We start from the raw sequence: 18994 nt of genomic DNA, 5'->3' as shown, positions 1-18994 counted from the left end.
GATGTGCGTCCGGGCAGGCCCGGGTCGGGCCAGGTGAGAAGAACTGCGGATCCACGACCGACAGCCGGGGTGATGTCCATGCGCGCCGCTGACGCCGATCGACTCGCGAGGTTCGTCCTGCTCGCGCAGCCGATGGCCATGGCAGCCGTCCACGTGACCCGGCCCGGTGACGTCGCGGGGACCGACGCGCGACCTCCCGCCGCCGACGAGGGCCGACAGGCGCGCCGGGAGCACGCGGACCGGGTCGTCCGGCACTGGCGCTCGGAGCTCGCGCCGCTGTCGGCGCTGCCCGGTTTCGCCGGGCGGTTCGGTGGGCCGGTGCGTGACGTCCTGTCCGCCACGGTGCAGGGCCTGTTGGTGCTGTCCCTGGCCCGCCTGTGCGACGTGACGGATGTGCACAGCCAGGTGCGGCTGCTCGCGCACACGGTGCTCGACGAGACGCTCCCCGCCGGTTGGGCACCGCCGGTTGCCGTGCCGCCGCAGCCGCCCGCCGGCGAGGTCCCGGCCCCGAGTGCCAGTTCCATCCCAGGCGCCCGCCCCGCCCAGGACGCCGACCCCAGCCTGGACGCCGGCTCCGCCCTGGGTATCGACGGAACCGAGGAGGAGCGGGCGCAGTGGCTGCGGCTGGTGCGTCGGGTGCCGGCCGGAGTCGTCGCGCTGGCCCGCGAGATGTGGGCCGTGCGGCGGCTGATCGACGGGCGTGCGGAGGGCCGGCGGTGGCATCGCGCGGTCGCGAACGTGCCCGCGGTCGGGGTGGTCGGCGCGGCCCTCGGGGAGCGGCACGCCGCCACCGAGATCTCCGCGCGGGTCTATGTCGCACTCGGCCTGGCCGACGAGCTTCCCGGCATCTGAGCTGTCCGACCGCCTGACCGCCTGACCGACCTTCCGCCGACCGGCTCCGGCCGATCCGTCGCGGCCTGGCCTGTTGTGTCCTGATCGGTTCTGACCGCTTCTGACCTGGGTGGATGGCGCCGCGACAACGGAGGCGCGACAGTGCCTCGCCGGACATCCGCGACTCTTGACAGAACGATCTACCGAGGCCAGGATCGAAAGTATGTTCGATCTCCTCGGGGTCCGGCCACGTCCTCGCACCGCTCACGGCGAGCCCGCCGTCCAGGGCGAGCACACGGCGCCGGGTCGTCCGCTGCCGTCACAGCGGAGTGCCCCGTCCGGCCGCTCGTTGCCCGGTCGCCCGGCGACGACGCTACCGCCCAGCGTGGCCCGGGTTGCGGCGCGTACCCGGCTGTCCGCTGAGCTGTTGGCGGCGATTCTGACGGTCGACGGGCGCACCCGCGCCACGCTCGACGACATGGAGCGGGCGGATGCGCTCGCCGATGTTCTTCTCGCCCGGCGCCGTGAGCGGGTGGGTCAGCACCGCCACGAGGCTCCCGTCCGGCCCTCGGGTGAAGGCGGTCCGCCGCTTCGCTGGTCGGCCTGACGCTCAGTATCAGGCCTGCCCCGACGCCGGGCTGCCTGGCCCGGCCCGGCCGGTGCTCAGCCCAGCGCGGCCGCCTTGCGCAGCAGCACCGACCGTTCGCGCAGGTTCTGGCACAGCCGCGCGGCGAGCTCCAGCTCGGCCCGCGCTTCGGCGGCGCGGCCGAGCCGGGCGAGCAGCTCGCCGCGCACGGTCGGCAGCAGGTGGGACTGTGCCAGCCGGCCACCGGCGACCAGTTCGTCGACGAGGGCCAACGCCTGGCGGGGCCCGTCGGCCATCGCCACGGCCACCGCCCGGTTGAGCTCGACGACCGGCGACGGCGCCACCCGGCCGAGCGCCTCGTAGAGCAGCACGATCCGCGCCCAGTCCGTCTCCGCGACGGACGGCGCCGACGTGTGGCAGGCGGCGATCGCGGCCTGCAGGCCGTACGGTCCGAGGCCCCGCCCGGCCGCCACGGCCTGGCCCAGTGCGCCCCGACCGCGGCGGATCGCCGACAGATCCCAGCGGCCCCGGTCCTGGTCCTCCAACAGGATCGCCTCACCGTCCGGCCCGGTGCGCGCGGGGAAACGTGCCGCGGTGAGCTCGCACAGCGCGAGCAGCCCGAACACCTCCGGCTCGTCGGGCAGCAGCGCGGCGAGCATCCGGGTGAGCCGCATCGCCTCGTGAGCGAGGTCGACGCGCAGCAGGCTGTCGCCGGACGTCGCCGTCGCCCCCTCCGTGAAGATCACGTAGAGCACGCTGAGCATCCCACCGAGGCGCTCGCGCCGATTGGCGGCCGGCGGCAGCGCGAACGGCACCGCCGCCGCCGCGATGGTCTTCTTCGCGCGGGTGATCCGTGCCTGGACGGTCGGCACCGGCACGAGGAAGGCCCGCGCGATCTCCTCGCTCGTCAGGCCGCCGACCGCCCGCAGGGTCAGCGCCACCCGGGCCTCGGCGGAGAGCACCGGGTGGCACGCAATGAACATCAGCGCGAGGACGTCGTCGTCGACCCGGTCGGGATCCCAGAGCAGATCCGGATCGGCTCCGAGGCCACCGTGGCGCGGGCTGCCCGCACCCGAGCTGGCCTCTCCCTCGGTGAGCGGCCCGGCGAGCAGCGTGTACCGCTCACCGAGGGCCGACCGGCGGCGGAAGCTGTCGATCGCGCGCCGCCGCGCCGTCGACAGCAGCCAGCCGACCGGGCTCGCCGGGGTGCCTGTCCGCGGCCAGCTGACGAGCGCCTCCGCCACCGCCTCCTGGGCGACGTCCTCGGCGAGCGCGAAGTCGCCGGTGTAGCGGGCGAGCGCGCTCACGATTCGCGCGGACTCGATCCGCCACACCGCCTCGACCGCCCGCCGCGCCGCCTCAGACCCGGCCATGGACGTACGCCGGAGCTGGCCGAGTGGTCAGAGCTGGCCGAGCTTCTCGCGCCACGCCCGCTCCTTGATGATCCACTCGTTGTCCTGGGGGAACTCGTCGATGCCCGGCACCCGCCGGATCTCGCACTTCGAGCCGGGGACCGCCGGCAGCCGCCGGGCCCACTCGATCGCCTCCTCCCTGGAAGCCACCTCGATCAGGTAGAAGCCGCCGAACAGCTCCTTCGTCTCGCCGTACGGTCCGTCGGTGACCACCGGCGTGTCACCGCTGAAATCGACGACGACACCCTCGGACGGGTCGTCGAGGCCCTCGGCGGCCACCACGACACCTGCCCGCATCAGCTCCTCGTTGTAACGCCCGATCCGGGCGAGCATCTCCTCGAACGGCGTCTCCTGCATCCGCGCGAGAGACTCGTCCGTGTTCCGCATGATCAGCATGTACTTCGCCATCGTGTGCCTCCCTGCCGCCGGGTCGCGCGTCGACCCTCTCACCCACAGGTCGAACGGCACGGCCCCGGATCGACACGTCGTGACCGCCGCTCGAAGATCCCGCACGGCCGCGGTGCACCGACAATTCATCCTAAGGTGGGCAAAAGGGGCGGAGATCCGCCTGGCGGCCCGCAAGAAAGAAGGATTCTGGTCGTTGCAACGACCAGAATCCTTCACTTTTGCGATTCGCCAAACCGGGCCGTCCGGGCACCGAGCTCTCGGCTCTCGGTCATCCGAATGTGCTCGTGGAGTGAATGCAGGATTCCTCGCTCGCCGACGGCCAATCTTGATCGGCGCCAGCCTGCGAGGCCCGCTGGCGACCAGAATCCCTGCCGTCCTGCTCGGCAGCCGCAGTACCGACTACTGGAATGCGGTGATCAATGGAAGCGGCGGTTGGTGAAAGGTCTACTGGGGCGTCGCACTATCCTGATCGTCGTGCGAGTCCAAGAAACGACCGTCCTGGCCGACTATCACCAGTTCCTCGTCTACAGCGGGAACGGGGCTGGTCAAGAGGGGCATGTTCCGGAAGGATGCGGCGACGGGCTGGTCGTCGTCAACAAGGCCACCCTGAAGATTCTCACCGGGACCAGTTACGGCGAGGTCGGCGTGCGTCTGGAGCTCCACAACAGGGAGCCCGCGCTGCCTGCCCCGGGCTGGACCGAGGTGTCCGACACGAGCTTCCACCTGCGGAACGGCCCGCTGGAGATCGGCACCCTGATGGGAGGGCTCGAGCCCGGCGGCCTCGACCTCGCCTTCGCCGGCCCGGGCTGGTACCGGATCAGGGTGGCGGCGAGTGGGCGGGACGACGGCCCGCGAGGCGGCGAGGTGCCCCCGGGCGGTCCACACGAGCGCTACGTCATCGCGGTCTGGGTAGGGCCGCGTGCGCCCGCGGTGACCCACCGCGGATCGGACCTGGCCGGCCGCGCGTTCCGCGGCGAGCCGCTTGCCCCGAAGCTCGACGAAGCGGTGGAGGGGCCGGCGCACGCCGCGTTCCGCGACCTCCTCCACCTGCTGCGCACCGGCGCCGGTGCCGCGTCGGCCGCGACCGGTCGCATCGACCGCACGACCGCGGTCGCGGTGAGGCCCGAGCGGCTGTCGGAATGGCTCGCCAACGCGGATTTCTGGGCTGGCTGGCTCGGCGGCGGTGGGGGCAGCACGGATCTTCGGGGCGGGTGGAGTTCCCACCTGGGCAGCACCGACAACCTGAAGATCGTGGGGGAAATGGTGCGCGGACCTGCGGCCGTGCACACGTCCTGGAACTACGAGCGGCTCACCACTCCCTCCGCCGCGGATCCGTTCCCGCGACGTGAGCCGCTGCTCCCCGCGACATCCCACCTCGACATCGACTGGGTCGCGGGCGGAACCGGGACGCTCGTCAGCGTTCGGCATCGTGATGTTCCGCAGGTGCTGACCGCATGCCTGGGGGATCTCTGGCGCTACTATCTCGCCCGGCTGGCGGGGCTGGGCGAGGCCGGAGCGTTCAGCCGACTGCCGTGGTAGGTACGGAGGAGCACATGGGGGGCCGCCCCGACCGTCTGACCGAGGCCGAGGTCACCGAACTCGCCCGAGTGCTCTATCACCTCGGCGACGCGCTCGGGGTTCTCGACGAGGCGGGAGCGGACCGGTCCCGCCTGCCGCACTGGCAGGGCCGCAGCTCCCTGGAGTTCTGGCGCGAGATCAACGTTCTGCTGGACGCGGGTTTCCTGGCCGACGGGCGGCGGCGGATTCTCACCGCCGCGGCGCGGCGGTTTCCGGTGAACGAGGTCTTCGGCCCCGGCGCAGACCTGCCTCCGCCCACCGAGGGTGGCTCCGCCACCGAGTACGGGCCCATGGGGATGCTGTCGACCGCTCAGGTCCGAGAGTTCGTCCTCGCGAAGTTCCCGCCGGTTCAGCTCTGGAACGACACGGACAGCCTGGTCAGACTGGTGAGCTGCATGCTGCTGCCGGGTGAGACGCCGTTCGACATCGGCAACGGCGTTTTCGGTCGTTCGACCCCTGGCTCGGGGGTCATGCTGCTGACCGACCGCGGCATCACCCTCGCCGACCGGACGGGACGTGGCGCTCTGGAGCAGGTGGTCCGGTTTGGCTGGCCGCTCGTGACCGAGGTGAGGCTCCTGCACCGGCGCCGGGTCGGCATAGCGGTCAGTGACGTCGATCTCGCGGCCGGCGGAAGTCGGATTCTGTTCCGCGGAATGCTGCGGGCACCGGCGCTCCGGATGGAGGATCAGATCCGGCGGAGAATTTCCCGCGGTGGAGGCAGCTCCAGGAGCTGAGGATGTGCGTCGTCGCGGCGACCATGACCGCCGCCACCCGTCAGACCCGACCGAGCCGACCTGTCTGACGGATCGCAGGCAATCTGGCGTGGTGGCTCGTTCGGCTCTCCTGGCAGGTGGTCTCGCGCGGGCCGCCCCCGTCACCGGGGGATTCTGGTGTGACGGGGGCGACCCGCGCGGGACCACGCTGTCCACGCACGGTAGGGCGGCCGGTGTGGCGATGTGGCTGCGGTCTGGTCTGGGAGCGCTGGTGGGCGCTGCGGTGCGATCAGCCGCGGTAGACGTCGGTGACCCGGCGCCGGCGCCAGGGCCGGCCGGCCGGCTGGTCCTCGTAGACGTCGGTGGTCCGCTGGTAGTCGCTGCCAGGCGGGGAGTCGACGCCGGGCGGGTAGAGCTCGCTGTCGGACTCCGCCAGGCCGGCGCCGTAGCCGACCCGGCGGCGGCGCGGCGCGAACACGGCGAGATCGAGGATGAGCCCGGCGGCGCCCGCCAGCATCAGAACAATGCCGATGACCGCGATGTCGAGCCCGGAAACGCTGACGTCGACGGCGAATGTGAGGATCGCGCCGAGCGCCATCAAAGCGATGGCTGCGCCGATGCCCATGGTCTGCGCTCCTTCCATGACATCCCGCGTGGGCGGGACGAGGCGCCCGGCCTGGCCTGCCCGGGCGGCGATGGAGCGTGAGCTACCCGGCATCGGGCGTGATAGTCCGTCGGATCCGAAGAAATACTCAAACAAAGAATTTTTCGGGCTCGCCGGTTTCCCCGGCGGCTCGGCCGGGTCAGGTCGGTCGCGTGGACGTCCGCTGGGCCTGTCCGGGGGCGACGGCGCCCACCTCGACGGTGCGGTGAGGGGTCGATCCAGGACCACCGCGCCACCGGCGCCTGATCCATCCGGCATCCGATCCGGCGCCTGATCCGGTATCCGGTCCGGCGCCTGAGCTGGCAGGTGACGGCCCGGTGACGCCCGATCCGCCACGAACTCGTATGTTCTCCTCACCGGGTCGCAAGCACGCAGCGTCGGGGGTGGGGCGTGGACACGAAGGCGCTGCGGCTGCTGGTCGTCGACGACGAGCCCAACATCGTGGACATGCTGCGGATGGCGCTGCGGTTCCACGGCTTCGAGGTCGAGACCGCCAGCTCCGGCCGGGAGGCCACCGCCGCGGTGACCGCCAGCTGCCCGGACCTGGTGGTGCTCGACGTCATGCTGCCCGACTGCGAGGGGCTTGCGCTGTGCCGGCAGTGGCGGCAGGCCGGCGTCGAGGTGCCGGTGGTGTTCCTGACCGCGCGGGACCGGCACGCCGACAAGGTCGCCGGGCTGACCTACGGCGGCGACGACTACGTCACCAAGCCGTTCGCGATCGACGAGCTGGTCGCGCGGGTGCGCGCCGTGCTGCGGCGGACGCGGCGCGAGCAGCCCGTGCCGGCGCGGGCGCGGGCGTCGGTGCTGGAGTTCGCCGACGTCGTCCTGGACGAGGACACGCATCAGGTCACCCGTGCCGGCCACCCGGTCGAGCTCGCGCCGACCGAGTTCAGGCTGCTGCGTTACCTGCTGGAGAACCCGAACCGGGTGCTGTCCCGGGAGCAGATCCTCGACGCGGTGTGGAGCGAGGACTTCCGCGGCGGTCTCACGGTGGTCGACCAGTACGTCAGCTACCTGCGGCGCAAGCTGGCCCCGCACGGCCCGCCGCTGATCCACACCCAGCGCGGGTTCGGGTACGCGCTGCGCGCCCGCACGGAGCCCGGCGGCGTGGCCCCGGGGCGAGCTGAGCCGGGCGGTTCCGCGGAGCCGGACGGAACAGCGGTCCAGCCGTGACGCTGCGAGCCAGGTTGATGTTCGGCCTGCTCGCCCTGATGGCGGTCTGCCTGACCGCCGCGGGCGCCGCGAGCGTGCTGGCCCTGCGTTCCCATCTCGTCGACCAGACCGACCGCCGGCTGCGGGCCGCGCAGTCCCTGTTCGAGACCCGCGCCGCGACGGCGCTGTCCCAGCTTGCTCCGCTGCTGCACGGCGCCGGGCTGCAGCAGGTGGTGGCCCCCACCGACTTCGTCGTCGAGATGCGGGAGCCGGACGGCTCGCTGCTGGTGCTGACCGGCCTCGCCGAGACGCCAGCCGCGGGCAGCTCGGCCTCCGGCAGCTCAGGCGCTGGCAGCTCAGGCGCGGGCAGTCTGCTCGCGGCGGTCCCGGACCTGGACGGGCGGATCGCCGCGGGAGCACCGTTCGGGGTGGTGGCAGGCGGCGTCCGGTACCGGGCGGTCGTCGGGGAGCTGCCGAGCGGTGTCACAGCCCTGGTCGCGCTGCCGATGCGCCCGGTCGTCGAGACGACCGGGCAGTTGATCCTCATCGAGGTCCTGGCCGGTGCCGCGGTGCTGGCGCTCGGCGGGGCGAGTGCCTGGTTCCTGCTCGGCCGCGGACTGCGCCCGCTGCGCGACATCACCGACACGGCTGTCGCCATCGCCGGCGGCGATCTCGCCCGCCGGGTGGCGCACGGCCCGCCCCGCAGCGAGACCGGCCAGCTCGCCGCCGCGCTCAACGTGATGCTCGCCCAGATCCAGGCGGCCTTCGAGGATCGCCGCCGCTCCCAGCAGCGCCTGCGCCGGTTCGTCGCCGACGCCTCGCACGAGCTGCGCACCCCGTTGACGTCGGTGCGCGGGTACGTCGACATGCTGCGCCAGGGCATGGTGCCGCCGTCGGGCACGGACGACGCGCTGCGCCGGGTGCAGGACGAGACGAGGCGGATGGGCACGCTCGTCGACGACATGCTCTACCTCGCCCACCTCGACGAGGCGCGGCCGCTGGCACGCGACGAGGTCGACCTGGCCGCCGTCGTGCGGGACGCGGTCGCCGACGCTGCCGCGGTGGAGCCGGACCGCCCCCTGACCGTGCTGGGCCCGTCGGCCTGCCCGGTCGTGGGCGACCCTGACGCGCTGCGGCAGGTGATCGGCAACCTGCTCGCCAACGTCCGCGTGCACACCCCGGCCGGGACGCCGGCCGAGGTCAGCCTGCGCGGCCCGGTGGACGGTCAGGTCGAGCTGCGCGTCCGCGACGACGGCCCCGGGATGGCCCCGGCCGACCTCGATCGGATCTTCGACCGCTTCTACCGCTCGGCCGCCGGGCGGGAGCGCGGCCGCGGCGGCAGCGGCCTCGGGATGGCGATCGTGGCCGCGGTCGCCGCCGCGCACGGCGGCAGCGCCCACGCCCAGGCCAGCGCCGACGACGGCCGCGGCCTCACCGTGCGGATCGTGCTGCCTGGCTGACGTGCTGCCTGGCTGACGTGCTCCTGGCTGACGGGGTGCGGTCCGCTGCCGGCGCGCCTACCGTGCAAAGCGTGGCCGTGTCCGGTCTGAGCGGCCGGTGTCGGAAGACGCCCGTCCGCGACCGGCGCCCCGATCGCGAAAGGTCCCTTGTGGTGTCTGCTTCTCTGGTGACGACGCGGAGCACCCAGCGTGCGCCGCGTCCCGTCGACGAGGTGCCCGGGCCGGCCGACGGGCCGCTCGCGGCGGTACGTCGCATGCGCGCAGATCCGTTGTCCCAGTTCACCGCGCTGCACGACCGGTACGGGCCGTTGGTGCGCCTGATCCGGTGGCCGGTGTCGCTGTTCCTCGTCAGCGACCCGGAGGCGATCGGGGACATCCTCGTGGGCGGTCAGAAGGCGTACGGCAAGGGCGCGGTGCTGAGCGGCCCCGGTTCCCGGCGCCGCGTCGTCCAGCCGCTGCGGACGCTGCTCGGTGACGGCCTGCTGACCAGCGCGGGTGAGGATCACCTGCGACAGCGGCGGCTCATGCAGCCGCTGTTCCACAAACAGCGCATCGCGGAATACGGCCAGCAGTTCGTCGCCATCGCGGAGTCCACCGCGGCGAGCTGGCACGACGGCCAGCGACTCGACGTGCACGCCGAGATGTCCGAGATGACCCTGGCGATCGTCGCTCGGACCATCTTCGACGTCGACATCAGCGACCATGTCCTGGACGTCGTCCGCGCCGCTCTCGACGAGACGATGTCCGGCTCGGCGGTCCAGCAGGCCAGCGGGCTGGGGCTGGGGGAGTCGTCGCGGCTCCCTCTGCCGTCGGTCCGCCGTCGCCGCGCTACCCGGGCCGCGCTCGACCGGACCATCTACGACCTGATCGACGCGCATCGCGCCGCGGGGGCCGGCGGCACTGATCTGATGTCGCTGCTGATGGCCGCCCGGGACGGCGACACCGGCGGGCAGCTGACCGACCACGAGATCAGGGACGAGGCCGTGACCCTCCTGCTCGCCGGTCACGAAACCGCCGCGAATGCCCTGACCTGGACGTTCCACCTGCTTGGCGGTGCACCAGCGGTCGCGGCGAAGCTGGGCGAGGAACTCGACACCGTCCTCGCCGGCCGGCTGCCGACCTTCGACGATCTGCCGCGGCTTGCCTACACCAACGCGGTGTTCAACGAATCCATGCGGCTGTACCCGCCCGTGTGGGCGATGGTCCGCCACCTCGTGGAGGACCGGGAGGTGGCCGGGTACCTGCTGCCGGCCTGGTCGACGCTGGTCATCGGCCAGTGGGTGATGCACCGGGACGGACGCTGGTGGCCTCATCCGGAACGGTTCGATCCCGGCCGCTGGCTCGAACCGGCGGGTGGTGCCGCTGGTACGTCCGACGCGGCCGGTGGGGCCGTTGCGACTGATTCGTCCGGTACGCGGCCGCGGTTTGCCTATTTTCCGTTCGGTGGTGGCAGGCGTCAGTGCATCGGGAACGGCTTCGCCGTCGCGGAAGGTGTCCTGGCCCTGGCAACGATCGCCGGCCGGTGGACGCTGACTCCGGCCAGCAACACCCCGGTCCAACCCGAACCGGCGATCACCCTCCGTCCGCGGGGCCCCGTGTCGATGATCGTGCACAGCCGGCGCTGAGAGCGCGGCGGTGCGGGCACGCGGCGGTGTGGGCACGCGGCGGTGTGGGCACGCGGCGGTGTGGGCACGCGGCGGCGCGGGAGCCCCCCGATCTGTCGGCTCCCGCGCCGCCGCGTCAGGAGCAGGCCCAGCTGATCGAGCCGGCCAGGGCACGCCCGCCGGAGGTGCTGGCGTTGAAGGAGACCGCACCGCCATCCGCGGTGACCTGCACTGTTGTCGGGACCGCACTGATCGCGTATTTCGACCCGTCGGCCGCCACCACCGACACGCTGATCACCGCCGGATAGCTCCCCGGGCCCGCGTAGCCGGCGACGCGCACGTTCTGCGTGACGGTGGCGCCGTCGAGCGTGCCGGTGGCCGAGGCGACGTACCTGCGGGCGGCGGTTTCGCAGCTCACCGTGGTGTTGACGTGGCCGCTGAGCATGACCGGGCTGGTGATGGCGAGGGTCAGCGACCCCGGGCCGCCGTCGCCCGTGCCCACCGGCGCCGCTGGCTGCCCGGCTTCCGCCGGCGTCGTCGCGGCAGCCGTGGCCGGCGCGGCGGTCGCGGTCGTGGTCGTGGTCGTGCTGTCGGCCGCCGCGCTGCCCGCCTGACCCGCGCCGGCCCGGCAGGCCGACACACTCGTCATCAGCACGCATCCGACAAGGACGGCGGCACCCCGGTGAACCCGGCTCCGAGCGTTCACAACCGCATCTCCCGACCTCGATGGCATGAGGACACAGGTCGGAGCCCTCGTACCGACGCGCCGCGCCGGCGGGATCCGACACCGTCACCACACCAGCGGCCGATGCGGAAGGGTTCTGAGGAACGTGTGAGATCCGTGAGAGGCCGGGAGAGGCCGCGCGGGTCAGCCTTCGGCGGCGCCCAGGGCGCGGTCGAGCATCGCGAGGCCGGCACGGGCGTCGCCGTCCGAGATGTTCAGCGGGGGCACGACGTGGATCCGGTTGCTGCTCACGAACGGCAGCAGACCCTCGGCCCGGCAGGCCGCGGTGATGCGTCCCATGCGTTCGCTGGTTCCGCCGGTCGGGGCGATCGGTGTGCGGCTCGCCCGGTCCTCGACGAGGTCGAGAGCCCAGAAGGCACCGACGCCGCGGACGTCACCGATCACCGGATGCCGCGCCGCGAGACCGCGCAGGCCGGGGCCGAGGACGTCCCGACCGAGGCGGTCGGCTGCCGCCACGGTGCCCTCGTCCTCCATCGCGCGGACGGTCGCCACCGCCGCCGCGCAGGCCAGCGGATGGCCCGAGTAGGTCAGCCCGCCGGGATAGGCCCGGTCGTCGAAGGCCCGCAGCACCGGGCCGGTGATCGCGACCCCGCCGAGCGGCACGTACCCGCTGGTGACGCCCTTCGCGAACGTCACCAGGTCGGGCCGGACGTCGTCGAGCTCGAACGCGAACCAGCGCCCGGCGCGGCCGAACCCGGCCATCACCTCGTCGACGATCATGATCAGGCCGTGGTGGTCGCAGAGCTCACGGACCCCCCGCAGATAGCCCGCCGGGGGAACCATGACACCGGCCGTTCCGGGGATGGACTCCAGCACGACTGCGGCGATCGTCCCCGGCCCCTCCAGCGCGATGACCTGCTCCAGGTGGGCGAGGGCGCGCTCGCGCTCCTGCGCCTCGTCCGTCGCGTGGAACGGGCTGCGGTACAGGAACGGCCCGAAGAAGTGGACGACCCCGGCGGCGCCGTGGTCGTTCTCCCACCGGCGCGGGTCACCGGTCACGTTGATCGCCAGGTCGGTGCCGCCGTGGTACGAGCGGTAGGCCGAGAGCACCTTGATCCGTCCGGTGTGCAGCCGGGCCATCCGAATGGCGTGCTCGACCGCGTCGGCCCCGCCGTTCGTGAAGAAGATCTTCTCGAAGGTGTCCGGCAGGTGCGACAGGATCAGCCGGGCCGCCTCGCCGCGCGCCGCGTTCGCGTGCTGCGGGGCGACCGTGCACAGCGTGGCCGCCTGCTGCTGGATCGCCGCGACCACCCGCGGGTGCTGGTGGCCGAGGTTCGTGAACACGAGCTGCGAGCTGAAGTCGAGCAGCGGGTGGTCGTAGTCGTCCCACACCCAGGACCCCTCGGCGCGGGTGATCACCATCGGGCTGATCCGCTCCTGGGCCGACCAGGAGTGGAAGACGTGCCTGCGGTCGAGCTCGTACGTCCGCGCGGCGGCGGGTGTGCGCGGCACCGCGGAGCCGCCGCCGCGCGCGGCCAGGCCGCCGGTCGGGGAGGTGCGGCTGGCCGACGCGCTGCGGCTGCTCGAGGTGATGCGGCTGCTCGAGGTGATGCGGCTGTTCGATGTGGTGCGGCCGGTCGCGGTGATGGTGTCGTTCGTCGTCATTGGTGGTCCTCTCGGCCGCGGTGGTCGGTGCCCGGGCGTCAGTGCTCCGGCGTCGGTGCTCGGTGCTCGGTGGTCGGCGGTCAGGCGTTCTGGGGGAACCCGAGCTGGAGGCCGCCGCCTGAGCGACTGGCCGGGTCCGGCCAGCGCGATGTCACGACCTTGGCGCGGGTGAAGAAGTGGACGCCCTCGGTCCCGTGGGCATGGGTGTCGCCGAACAGCGACCGCTTCCATCCGCCGAACGAGTAGTAGGCGACGGGGACCGGGATCGGCACGTTCACGCCGATCATGCCGACCCGCACCTCGTTCTCGAACCGGCGGGCAGCCCCGCCGTCGGCCGTGAAGATCGCGGTGCCGTTGCCGTACGGGTTGCCGTTGACCAGTTCGAGCGCCGCGGCGTAGCTGGGAACGCGGACGACCGACAGCACCGGCCCGAAGATCTCCTCGGCGTAGATCGGCATGTCCGGTGTCACCTGGTCGAACAGCGTCGGGCCGAGCCAGAAGCCGGCGGCGTCGCCACGCGGCTCGACGCCTCGGCCGTCGACGACCAGCTTGGCGCCGGCGGCCTCGCCCTGCGCGACGAGGTCCGCGACCCGGTCCCGGTGGGCACGGGTGACGAGCGGCCCCATGTCGCTTTCGCGGTCGGTGCCGGCATGGCCGCCGGTGCTGCCGGTGCTGCCGGTGCTGCCGGTGGCGACGGCCGCGCCGTCCCCGGTGACGAGCCCGCGGGTGCGTTCGGCGATCCTCGCCACCAGCTCGTCACCGATCGGGTCGACGGCGACCAGCACGCTGATGGCCATGCACCGCTCGCCGGCGCTGCCGTAGCCGGCGCTGACGGCGGCGTCGGCGGCCAGGTCGAGGTCGGCGTCGGGCAGGACGACCATGTGGTTCTTGGCACCGCCGAGGGCCTGGACGCGCTTGCCGTGGGCGCTGGCGCGGGTGTAGACGTACTCGGCCACCGGGGTGGAGCCGACGAAGCTGATCGCCGCGACGTCCGGGCTGTCCAGCAGGGCGTCGACCGCGGCCTTGTCCCCGTGCAGGACGTTGAACACCCCGTCGGGAAGGCCGGCCTCCTGCCACAGCCGAGCGAGCCAGAGTGCCGCCGAGGGCGCCTTCTCGCTCGGTTTGAGCACGACCGCGTTGCCCGCGGCGATCGCGATCGGGAAGAACCACATCGGGACCATCGCCGGGAAGTTGAACGGGCTGATGATCCCGACCACCCCCAGCGGCTCCCGACGGGAGTGGACGTCGACCCCGGTCGACGCGTTCGGTGAGAACCCGCCGCGAAGCAGGTGGGAGATACCGCAGGCGAACTCGACGACCTCCTGGCCGCGGCTGACCTCGCCGAGCGCGTCCGAGTGGACCTTGCCGTGCTCGCTGGTGATGATGCGGGCCAGCTCGTCCTTGCGGGCGTTCAGCAGCTCGCGGAAGCGGAAGACGATCTGTGTGCGCCGGGCGAGCGAGGTGGCGGCCCAGCCGGGTGCCGCCGCGGCGGCACCCCCGATGACGCGCGCGGCGGCCGGTGCGTCGGCGAGCAGCACCGCGCCGGTCGTCGCGCCGGTCGCGGGGTTGGTCACGGGGGCCGTCGCGCTCCCGGCCGGCTCGTACAACGCTCCGTCCACCCAGTGCGCGATGGTGTCGGTGCTGGTCGTCGTGGTCATGTTCTCCTGCCTCACCTGTCGCGCGGCTCGTCGCGTCAGCTCGATTAGAACGCCGCCGGCCCGCGGCCGCCTCCGACGATCCGTAACGAATTTGGGACACTTCCTTACAGTTCGTCGGGAGACGTCCGTACGATGCGCCGGGGCGCCGGGCGGTCGACTCGGCGGCGGGGAGCGGGAAGTGGGGAGCGGGGAGGAGCCGGGGTGGCACTGCCGACGTTGCGTGAGGTGCTGCGGATGCCGGTCGTGCGCGGTGCGCGGCCCCTGGTCGTCGCCGGTGAGGTCGGTCTCGACCGGGACGTCCGGTGGGTCCACTCGTCCGAGCTGCCGGACATCGCGACCCTGCTGCGCGGCGGCGAGCTCGTGCTGACGACGGGAAGCCTGTGGTCGTCCGACGAGGCTGCGCAGGTGGCCTTCGTCGCGAGCCTCGCCGACGTCGAGGCGGCCGGCCTCGTCGTCGAGCTGCACCGCCGCTGGTCGGCCGGTCTGCCCGCGGGTGTCGTGCGTGCCTGTGCCGCCCATGGCCTGCCCTTGGTGGCCCTGGGCCGGGAGGTCCGGTTCGCGGCGATCGCGCAGGCAGTCGGTGAGCGCATCGTCGACGGTCAGCTGACCGAGCTGCGGGCGGTCGAACGCATCCACACGACCTTCACCCGGCTGAGCCTCGCCGAGGCCGAGGTCCCGGAGATCCTGCAGGCGGCGCACCGGATCGCCGGCCTGCCCGTCGTGCTGGAGTCGGACGAGCACCATGTCGTCGCCTTCGCGGCCGACCCGACCGGTGACGACGCGGAGCTGCTCGCCGACTGGCCCGAGATCTCCCGTCTGGTGGGCGCCCCCGGGCCCGCGGACGCGGCCGAATCCTCCGACGGGGCCGAACCCGCACGCCCGGCCGAGCACACAGGCCTGTCCGCGACTGTCGAGGCCACGACGACCGCGCTCACGTCCACTGCCGAGCTCACCGCGACCGCGGGATCGACCCGCTGGGACGCCTCGGTCGGCTGGCTGGTCGCACCGGTCGGCGCAGGGAAGCGGCGCTGGGGCCGCCTCGTCATCGTCACCGCGCAGCCGCCCGGAGACCGCCTCGTCGTCCTCGCCGAGCGGGCGGCCGCGGCCGTCGCACTGCGGCGGCTCAACGATCGGGACCGCGACGGCCTCGTCCGCCGCAGCCACCACGAGATCATGCTGGCGCTGGCGGTCCGGCCGACCGCGGACGCCCTGCGTCGCTGTGAGCTGGCCGGGCTGCCGCTGCGGCGGCGCCGCTTCGTCGCGGTCGCGCTGCGTCCTACTGCCGGAGCGGACATCGGTGACGTCGTCGCGGCCGTCGTGCACGCCACCCGCACCCGGCGGCTGCCCGCCCTCGTCAGCCAGATCGGGCCGGACGTCCACGCGCTGCTGTCCCTGCCGGCCACGAATGTCCCGGGAGGCGCGAACGTCCCGGGAGGCCCGCATGCCCCGGGCGGTGCGGTCGACGCCACGGTCGACGGTCTCGCGGCCGACGTCCGCCGGCGCCATGCGGTGGTCGTCGCGGCATCACGACCGGTCAACGAGCCGGCGCGCCTCGGTGCGACGCTCGCCGAGGCCCGGCAGGTGCTGGAGTCGGTCGGCGACACGTCCGGCGCCGACCCGGCACGGGTGGTGCACCGGCTCGACGACGTCCACGTCCGGGGGCTGATCGCGTTGCTCGGCACCGACCCGCGGCTGGCCGCGTTCGTCGACCGTGAGCTGGCCGGTCTGCGTGCCCATGACGCCCGGTGGTCCACCGACCTCGTCGGCGCCGTGCGGGCCCTGCTGGCCCATCCCACCAGCAAGGCGAGTGCCGCCGCGTCGATCCACCTGTCCCGACCGGCGTTCTACGCACGGCTCGAGAAAGCCGAGCAGGTTATCGGCGCCAGCCTGGACGACCCGGAGATCCGCACGTCGCTGCACCTGGCTCTGCTGGCGCACGACGTGGCGGCCGCCCGCCCGAACACGGCGGTTCGTCCGCCGCGGCCTGGATAGGCGCCGACGTCACGCCTCTTCGGCGGCCGCCGGCGGCCAGGCACGATGGTCGCGGGTGCCCCGGTGCCGGCCCGTGGTCGGTGGACCCGGACCGGCACCTGCGCCAGGACGCGCCGGGCCGGATCAGACCGCCGAGAGCGACACCTCGGTCGACTTGATCAGCGCCGTCACGGGCGAACCCTGGGCGAGGCCGAGGGCGGTCGCGGCGTCCACTGTGATCGCCGAGGTGAGCTCGCCGCCGTGCTCGAGGGCGATGTGCGCGACGGCCATGGCGCCACCGGTCTCCAGGCCGGACACCGTGCCGGGCAGCTGGTTGCGGATGCTCAGGCCGTCCACGCTGCCGGTGGCCAGCGCCACCTCGGTCGACTTGAACAGCACCTCGACCGCGGAACCCGTGGAAACACCGAGATCCTTGACCGCGTCGAGAGTAATCGCCGCTGTCACGGTCTGCCCGCCGGAAAGGGTAATCCGTACTGTGCTCATTACTGCGCCGTCGGAAATTTCGGCCACTGTTCCGGTCAGCCGGTTACGAATGCTCAGACTCATCGTTCCCCCTGGTGTACTGGGCTCTGCCTGGCTGCTCTCCCCTCCTTACCTGAGTGGACGTCACCTGCGCACATCGACGGCGCGCCGCCGGTTCCGAAAGCGCGGACCTGTTCACGTCCGCATCCCCGTGCCTGCGGAGTGGCAGGGGTGTTGCCCTACGCATCCAAGAACATGGACTTTCACGGGAACGATCATCGTGGGATGGGTGGCCACGGCCGCCCCCGGCCGCCCTTGGTGGCGTAAGCCGCGCGCCGCGGCGCCACGGAAGCGGTCGGTGACCGACCTGTCGGTCATTGCACAGGAGAAAACGGGTCACCACGGGCCGTTCGGGACCTAGTGTGCGAATGGTCGAGAGGAAGCAGACCATGTCGGAGCGTCGAGGCCCCGCCACGCGCGTCCGGCTGTCGCGCCGTGCCGCGACAGCCGCGGCCACCATGCTGACGCTCGTCCTGCTGACGGCCGGTTGTCAGCCCGGCGCCGCTGGTCTGCAGGCCGGCGAGCCGTCGCCGTCGATGACCCCGGCGGGAACGGAGCCGACGAGCCGGCCGGATCCGCCCCGGACAACGGTTGACGCGGATCTGATCGACTCCGCGGATCCGGGCGGTCCCGCGGAGCCGGACGCCGACCCGTCGGCCGATCCGACAACGCGGCCCGCGACGCCCGCGGCGGGCGGTGACACCTGCCACCAGGTCGGCGACTTCGACGTCTGCGGGCAGATCTACACCCGCTACGCCCAGCTCGGTGGCACCACCGGCGCACTGGGACGTCCCGTCGACGACGCGACGCGAGCCGGCGTCGGCTCGACCCAGCGGTTCGAGAACGGCACGATCGCCACCAGCCCGTCGACCGGCACCCACGTCGTCACCGAGCCCGCTGCCGACGCCTGGGCGGACCGCGGCGGCGCGGACGGCCCGCTCGGCTACCCGCTTCTGGACCCCCGCCCGGCCGCAGGCGCGGACAGCGTCAGCTACTTCCAGGGCGGCGCCGTGTACGTCACGGGGGAGGACACCGACACCCACGAGTCACCCGGCGGGGAGGTGCCCGCGGTCGACGTGCCCAGCGTGTACGGGCTCCCGCTGGCGGACTTCGTCGTCGTGCGCGACGCCCGGGCGGCCGGCCCGGCCGGCGGTGAGCTGGTGTGGACGACCGACGGCTGCAGCGGCCCGACCCCGCCCGAGGTGGACGCCCTGTTCGCCGGCCCGTGCCTGCGCCACGACTTCGGTTACCGCAACTTCCTGAACGGCCCGAAGGTCGACCCCACCCAGCAGCGCAGGCTCGCGATCGACAACCAGTTCCTCACCGACCTGCGCGCGACCTGCGGGTCGGCCGGCGAACCGCAGGTGATCTGGTTCGGGGTGAAGGTCACCTGCCAGCGCGCCGCCCAGCTGATGTACGACGCCGTCCGCGCCTTCGGCTAGCGAGCCGAAGGGACCCGGCGGGGAACAAATCCCTGGGCGAGACCGTCGGTGTGCCGGTTGATGAAGTCGAGCACACTCTCGTAATCCGAACCCAGGCCGAGCTCCGCGTCGATGGCGATCAGCTGGGTGACGCCGAGCATCACCAGATGCGCCACCGGTGGTGGGCAGAGGTCCGGCGGGACGCGCAGATCGGCCAGTGCCGCGGTGAAGGCGTCGAGCTGAAGCTGGCGGTATCGCTGGTAGTACTCGACGATCGCCGCGCGGATCGCCTTGCGATGGTTGGCCAGAGCCATGAACTCCAGGTTGAAGCGAGTGCTCGTGATGACGCCCACCTCGCGCAGGTCCCACAGCTCGCGCAGCGTCGGGCGGGAGCGGACCAGTTCGTGTAGCAGCTGGAGGCCGGCGTCCGCGCGGCGGCGGAACATCGCCAGGAACAGGTCGTCCATGGTGCGGAAGTAGTAGTGCACCAGCGGCGGGGTCAGCCCGGCGTGGGCGCCGACCCGCCGTGAGGTGACAGCCGCGTAGCCCTCCTCGAGCAGTAGCCGTTCGGCGGCGTCGAGCAGACGGTCACGCGTGGTGGGCTCGGCATCGTCGATGCTGGTCACGGCACCTTCCCATCGGA

Annotated in this window: 17 protein-coding genes; 9 read left to right on the top strand and 8 right to left on the bottom strand. The window is 72.8% G+C overall.

Going from position 1 to position 18994, the window contains the following annotated elements:
* The first annotated feature begins 78 nt into the window (after window positions 1-78).
* Together ACG83_RS28060 and ACG83_RS28055 are read left to right on the top strand one after the other, a co-directional pair.
* Entirely contained in the window at window positions 79-852 is a 774-nt protein-coding gene (locus ACG83_RS28060) for a hypothetical protein (protein ID WP_235498235.1), read from the top strand.
* Window positions 853-1054: 202 nt separating this feature from the next.
* Window positions 1055-1438, top strand: a complete 384-nt coding sequence (locus tag ACG83_RS28055; RefSeq protein ID WP_054569264.1) for a hypothetical protein — start codon at window positions 1055-1057, stop codon at window positions 1436-1438.
* A 56-nt stretch (window positions 1439-1494) separates the two neighbouring features.
* Here the strand turns inward: ACG83_RS28055 and ACG83_RS28050 are convergent, their stop codons facing one another.
* Complete coding sequence (locus tag ACG83_RS28050; protein ID WP_054569263.1) at window positions 1495-2790, bottom strand: RNA polymerase sigma factor; 1296 nt, start codon at window positions 2788-2790, stop codon at window positions 1495-1497.
* Window positions 2791-2817: 27 nt separating this feature from the next.
* Window positions 2818-3237: a YciI family protein gene (locus ACG83_RS28045; RefSeq protein ID WP_054569262.1), complete on the bottom strand. Its 420-nt coding sequence runs from the start codon at window positions 3235-3237 to the stop codon at window positions 2818-2820.
* A gap of 474 nt (window positions 3238-3711) precedes the next feature.
* Here ACG83_RS28045 and ACG83_RS28040 point away from each other — a divergent pair, with 474 nt between their 5' ends.
* On the top strand, window positions 3712-4776 hold the full coding sequence (locus ACG83_RS28040; protein ID WP_054569261.1) for a hypothetical protein: 1065 nt from the start codon (window positions 3712-3714) through the stop codon (window positions 4774-4776).
* Between the two features lie 14 nt (window positions 4777-4790).
* Complete coding sequence (locus tag ACG83_RS28035; RefSeq protein ID WP_054569260.1) at window positions 4791-5549, top strand: effector-associated domain EAD1-containing protein; 759 nt, start codon at window positions 4791-4793, stop codon at window positions 5547-5549.
* Window positions 5550-5817: 268 nt separating this feature from the next.
* On the opposite strand, the gene ACG83_RS28030 is transcribed toward ACG83_RS28035, so the two are convergent.
* Entirely contained in the window at window positions 5818-6153 is a 336-nt protein-coding gene (locus ACG83_RS28030; protein WP_054569259.1) for a DUF6458 family protein, read from the bottom strand.
* 429 nt (window positions 6154-6582) lie between these two features.
* Between ACG83_RS28030 and ACG83_RS28025 the strand changes: the two genes are divergently transcribed.
* From ACG83_RS28025 to ACG83_RS28015, 3 genes are all read left to right on the top strand, one after another.
* Complete coding sequence (locus tag ACG83_RS28025; protein ID WP_255354782.1) at window positions 6583-7365, top strand: response regulator transcription factor; 783 nt, start codon at window positions 6583-6585, stop codon at window positions 7363-7365.
* Window positions 7362-8804: a cell wall metabolism sensor histidine kinase WalK gene (locus ACG83_RS28020; protein WP_054569258.1), complete on the top strand. Its 1443-nt coding sequence runs from the start codon at window positions 7362-7364 to the stop codon at window positions 8802-8804. Before ACG83_RS28025 ends, ACG83_RS28020 begins: the two co-directional genes overlap by 4 nt.
* 149 nt (window positions 8805-8953) lie before the next feature.
* The gene (locus ACG83_RS28015; protein WP_054569257.1) at window positions 8954-10429 is read left to right on the top strand and encodes a cytochrome P450; all 1476 of its coding nucleotides are present in this window, start codon (window positions 8954-8956) and stop codon (window positions 10427-10429) included.
* A 115-nt stretch (window positions 10430-10544) separates the two neighbouring features.
* Here ACG83_RS28015 and ACG83_RS28010 read toward each other — a convergent pair whose 3' ends face one another.
* The 3 genes from ACG83_RS28010 to ACG83_RS28000 form a co-directional block, all read right to left on the bottom strand.
* Window positions 10545-11057 (bottom strand): hypothetical protein, encoded by a 513-nt coding sequence (locus ACG83_RS28010; RefSeq protein ID WP_083473682.1) that lies wholly within the window; start codon window positions 11055-11057, stop codon window positions 10545-10547.
* 219 nt (window positions 11058-11276) lie between these two features.
* Window positions 11277-12758 carry an aspartate aminotransferase family protein gene (locus ACG83_RS28005; RefSeq protein WP_235498234.1) on the bottom strand — a complete coding sequence of 494 codons (1482 nt, stop codon included), beginning with the start codon at window positions 12756-12758 and terminating at the stop codon, window positions 11277-11279.
* Window positions 12759-12838: 80 nt separating this feature from the next.
* Window positions 12839-14416 carry a CoA-acylating methylmalonate-semialdehyde dehydrogenase gene (locus tag ACG83_RS28000; RefSeq protein ID WP_054569255.1) on the bottom strand — a complete coding sequence of 526 codons (1578 nt, stop codon included), beginning with the start codon at window positions 14414-14416 and terminating at the stop codon, window positions 12839-12841.
* A gap of 201 nt (window positions 14417-14617) precedes the next feature.
* On the opposite strand from ACG83_RS28000, the gene ACG83_RS27995 reads away from it, so the two are divergent.
* Window positions 14618-16408 carry a PucR family transcriptional regulator gene (locus tag ACG83_RS27995; RefSeq protein WP_161934799.1) on the top strand — a complete coding sequence of 597 codons (1791 nt, stop codon included), beginning with the start codon at window positions 14618-14620 and terminating at the stop codon, window positions 16406-16408.
* A 123-nt stretch (window positions 16409-16531) separates the two neighbouring features.
* Here ACG83_RS27995 and ACG83_RS27990 read toward each other — a convergent pair whose 3' ends face one another.
* Window positions 16532-16954 (bottom strand): molybdopterin-binding protein, encoded by a 423-nt coding sequence (locus tag ACG83_RS27990; protein WP_054569254.1) that lies wholly within the window; start codon window positions 16952-16954, stop codon window positions 16532-16534.
* A gap of 365 nt (window positions 16955-17319) precedes the next feature.
* On the opposite strand from ACG83_RS27990, the gene ACG83_RS27985 reads away from it, so the two are divergent.
* Window positions 17320-18372 (top strand): phospholipase A2, encoded by a 1053-nt coding sequence (locus ACG83_RS27985; protein WP_054569253.1) that lies wholly within the window; start codon window positions 17320-17322, stop codon window positions 18370-18372.
* Here ACG83_RS27985 and ACG83_RS27980 read toward each other — a convergent pair.
* Entirely contained in the window at window positions 18369-18977 is a 609-nt protein-coding gene (locus ACG83_RS27980) for a TetR/AcrR family transcriptional regulator (protein ID WP_054569252.1), read from the bottom strand. The two genes, ACG83_RS27985 and ACG83_RS27980, sit on opposite strands and share 4 nt — an antisense overlap.
* Between the last annotated feature and the right edge of the window lie 17 nt (window positions 18978-18994).

This window comes from Frankia sp. R43 (assembly GCF_001306465.1).
GTDB classification, from domain to species: domain Bacteria; phylum Actinomycetota; class Actinomycetes; order Frankiales; family Frankiaceae; genus Parafrankia; species Parafrankia irregularis.
Note: the sequence above shows the minus strand (reverse complement) of the source record. Positions and strands in the feature narration are given on the sequence as shown.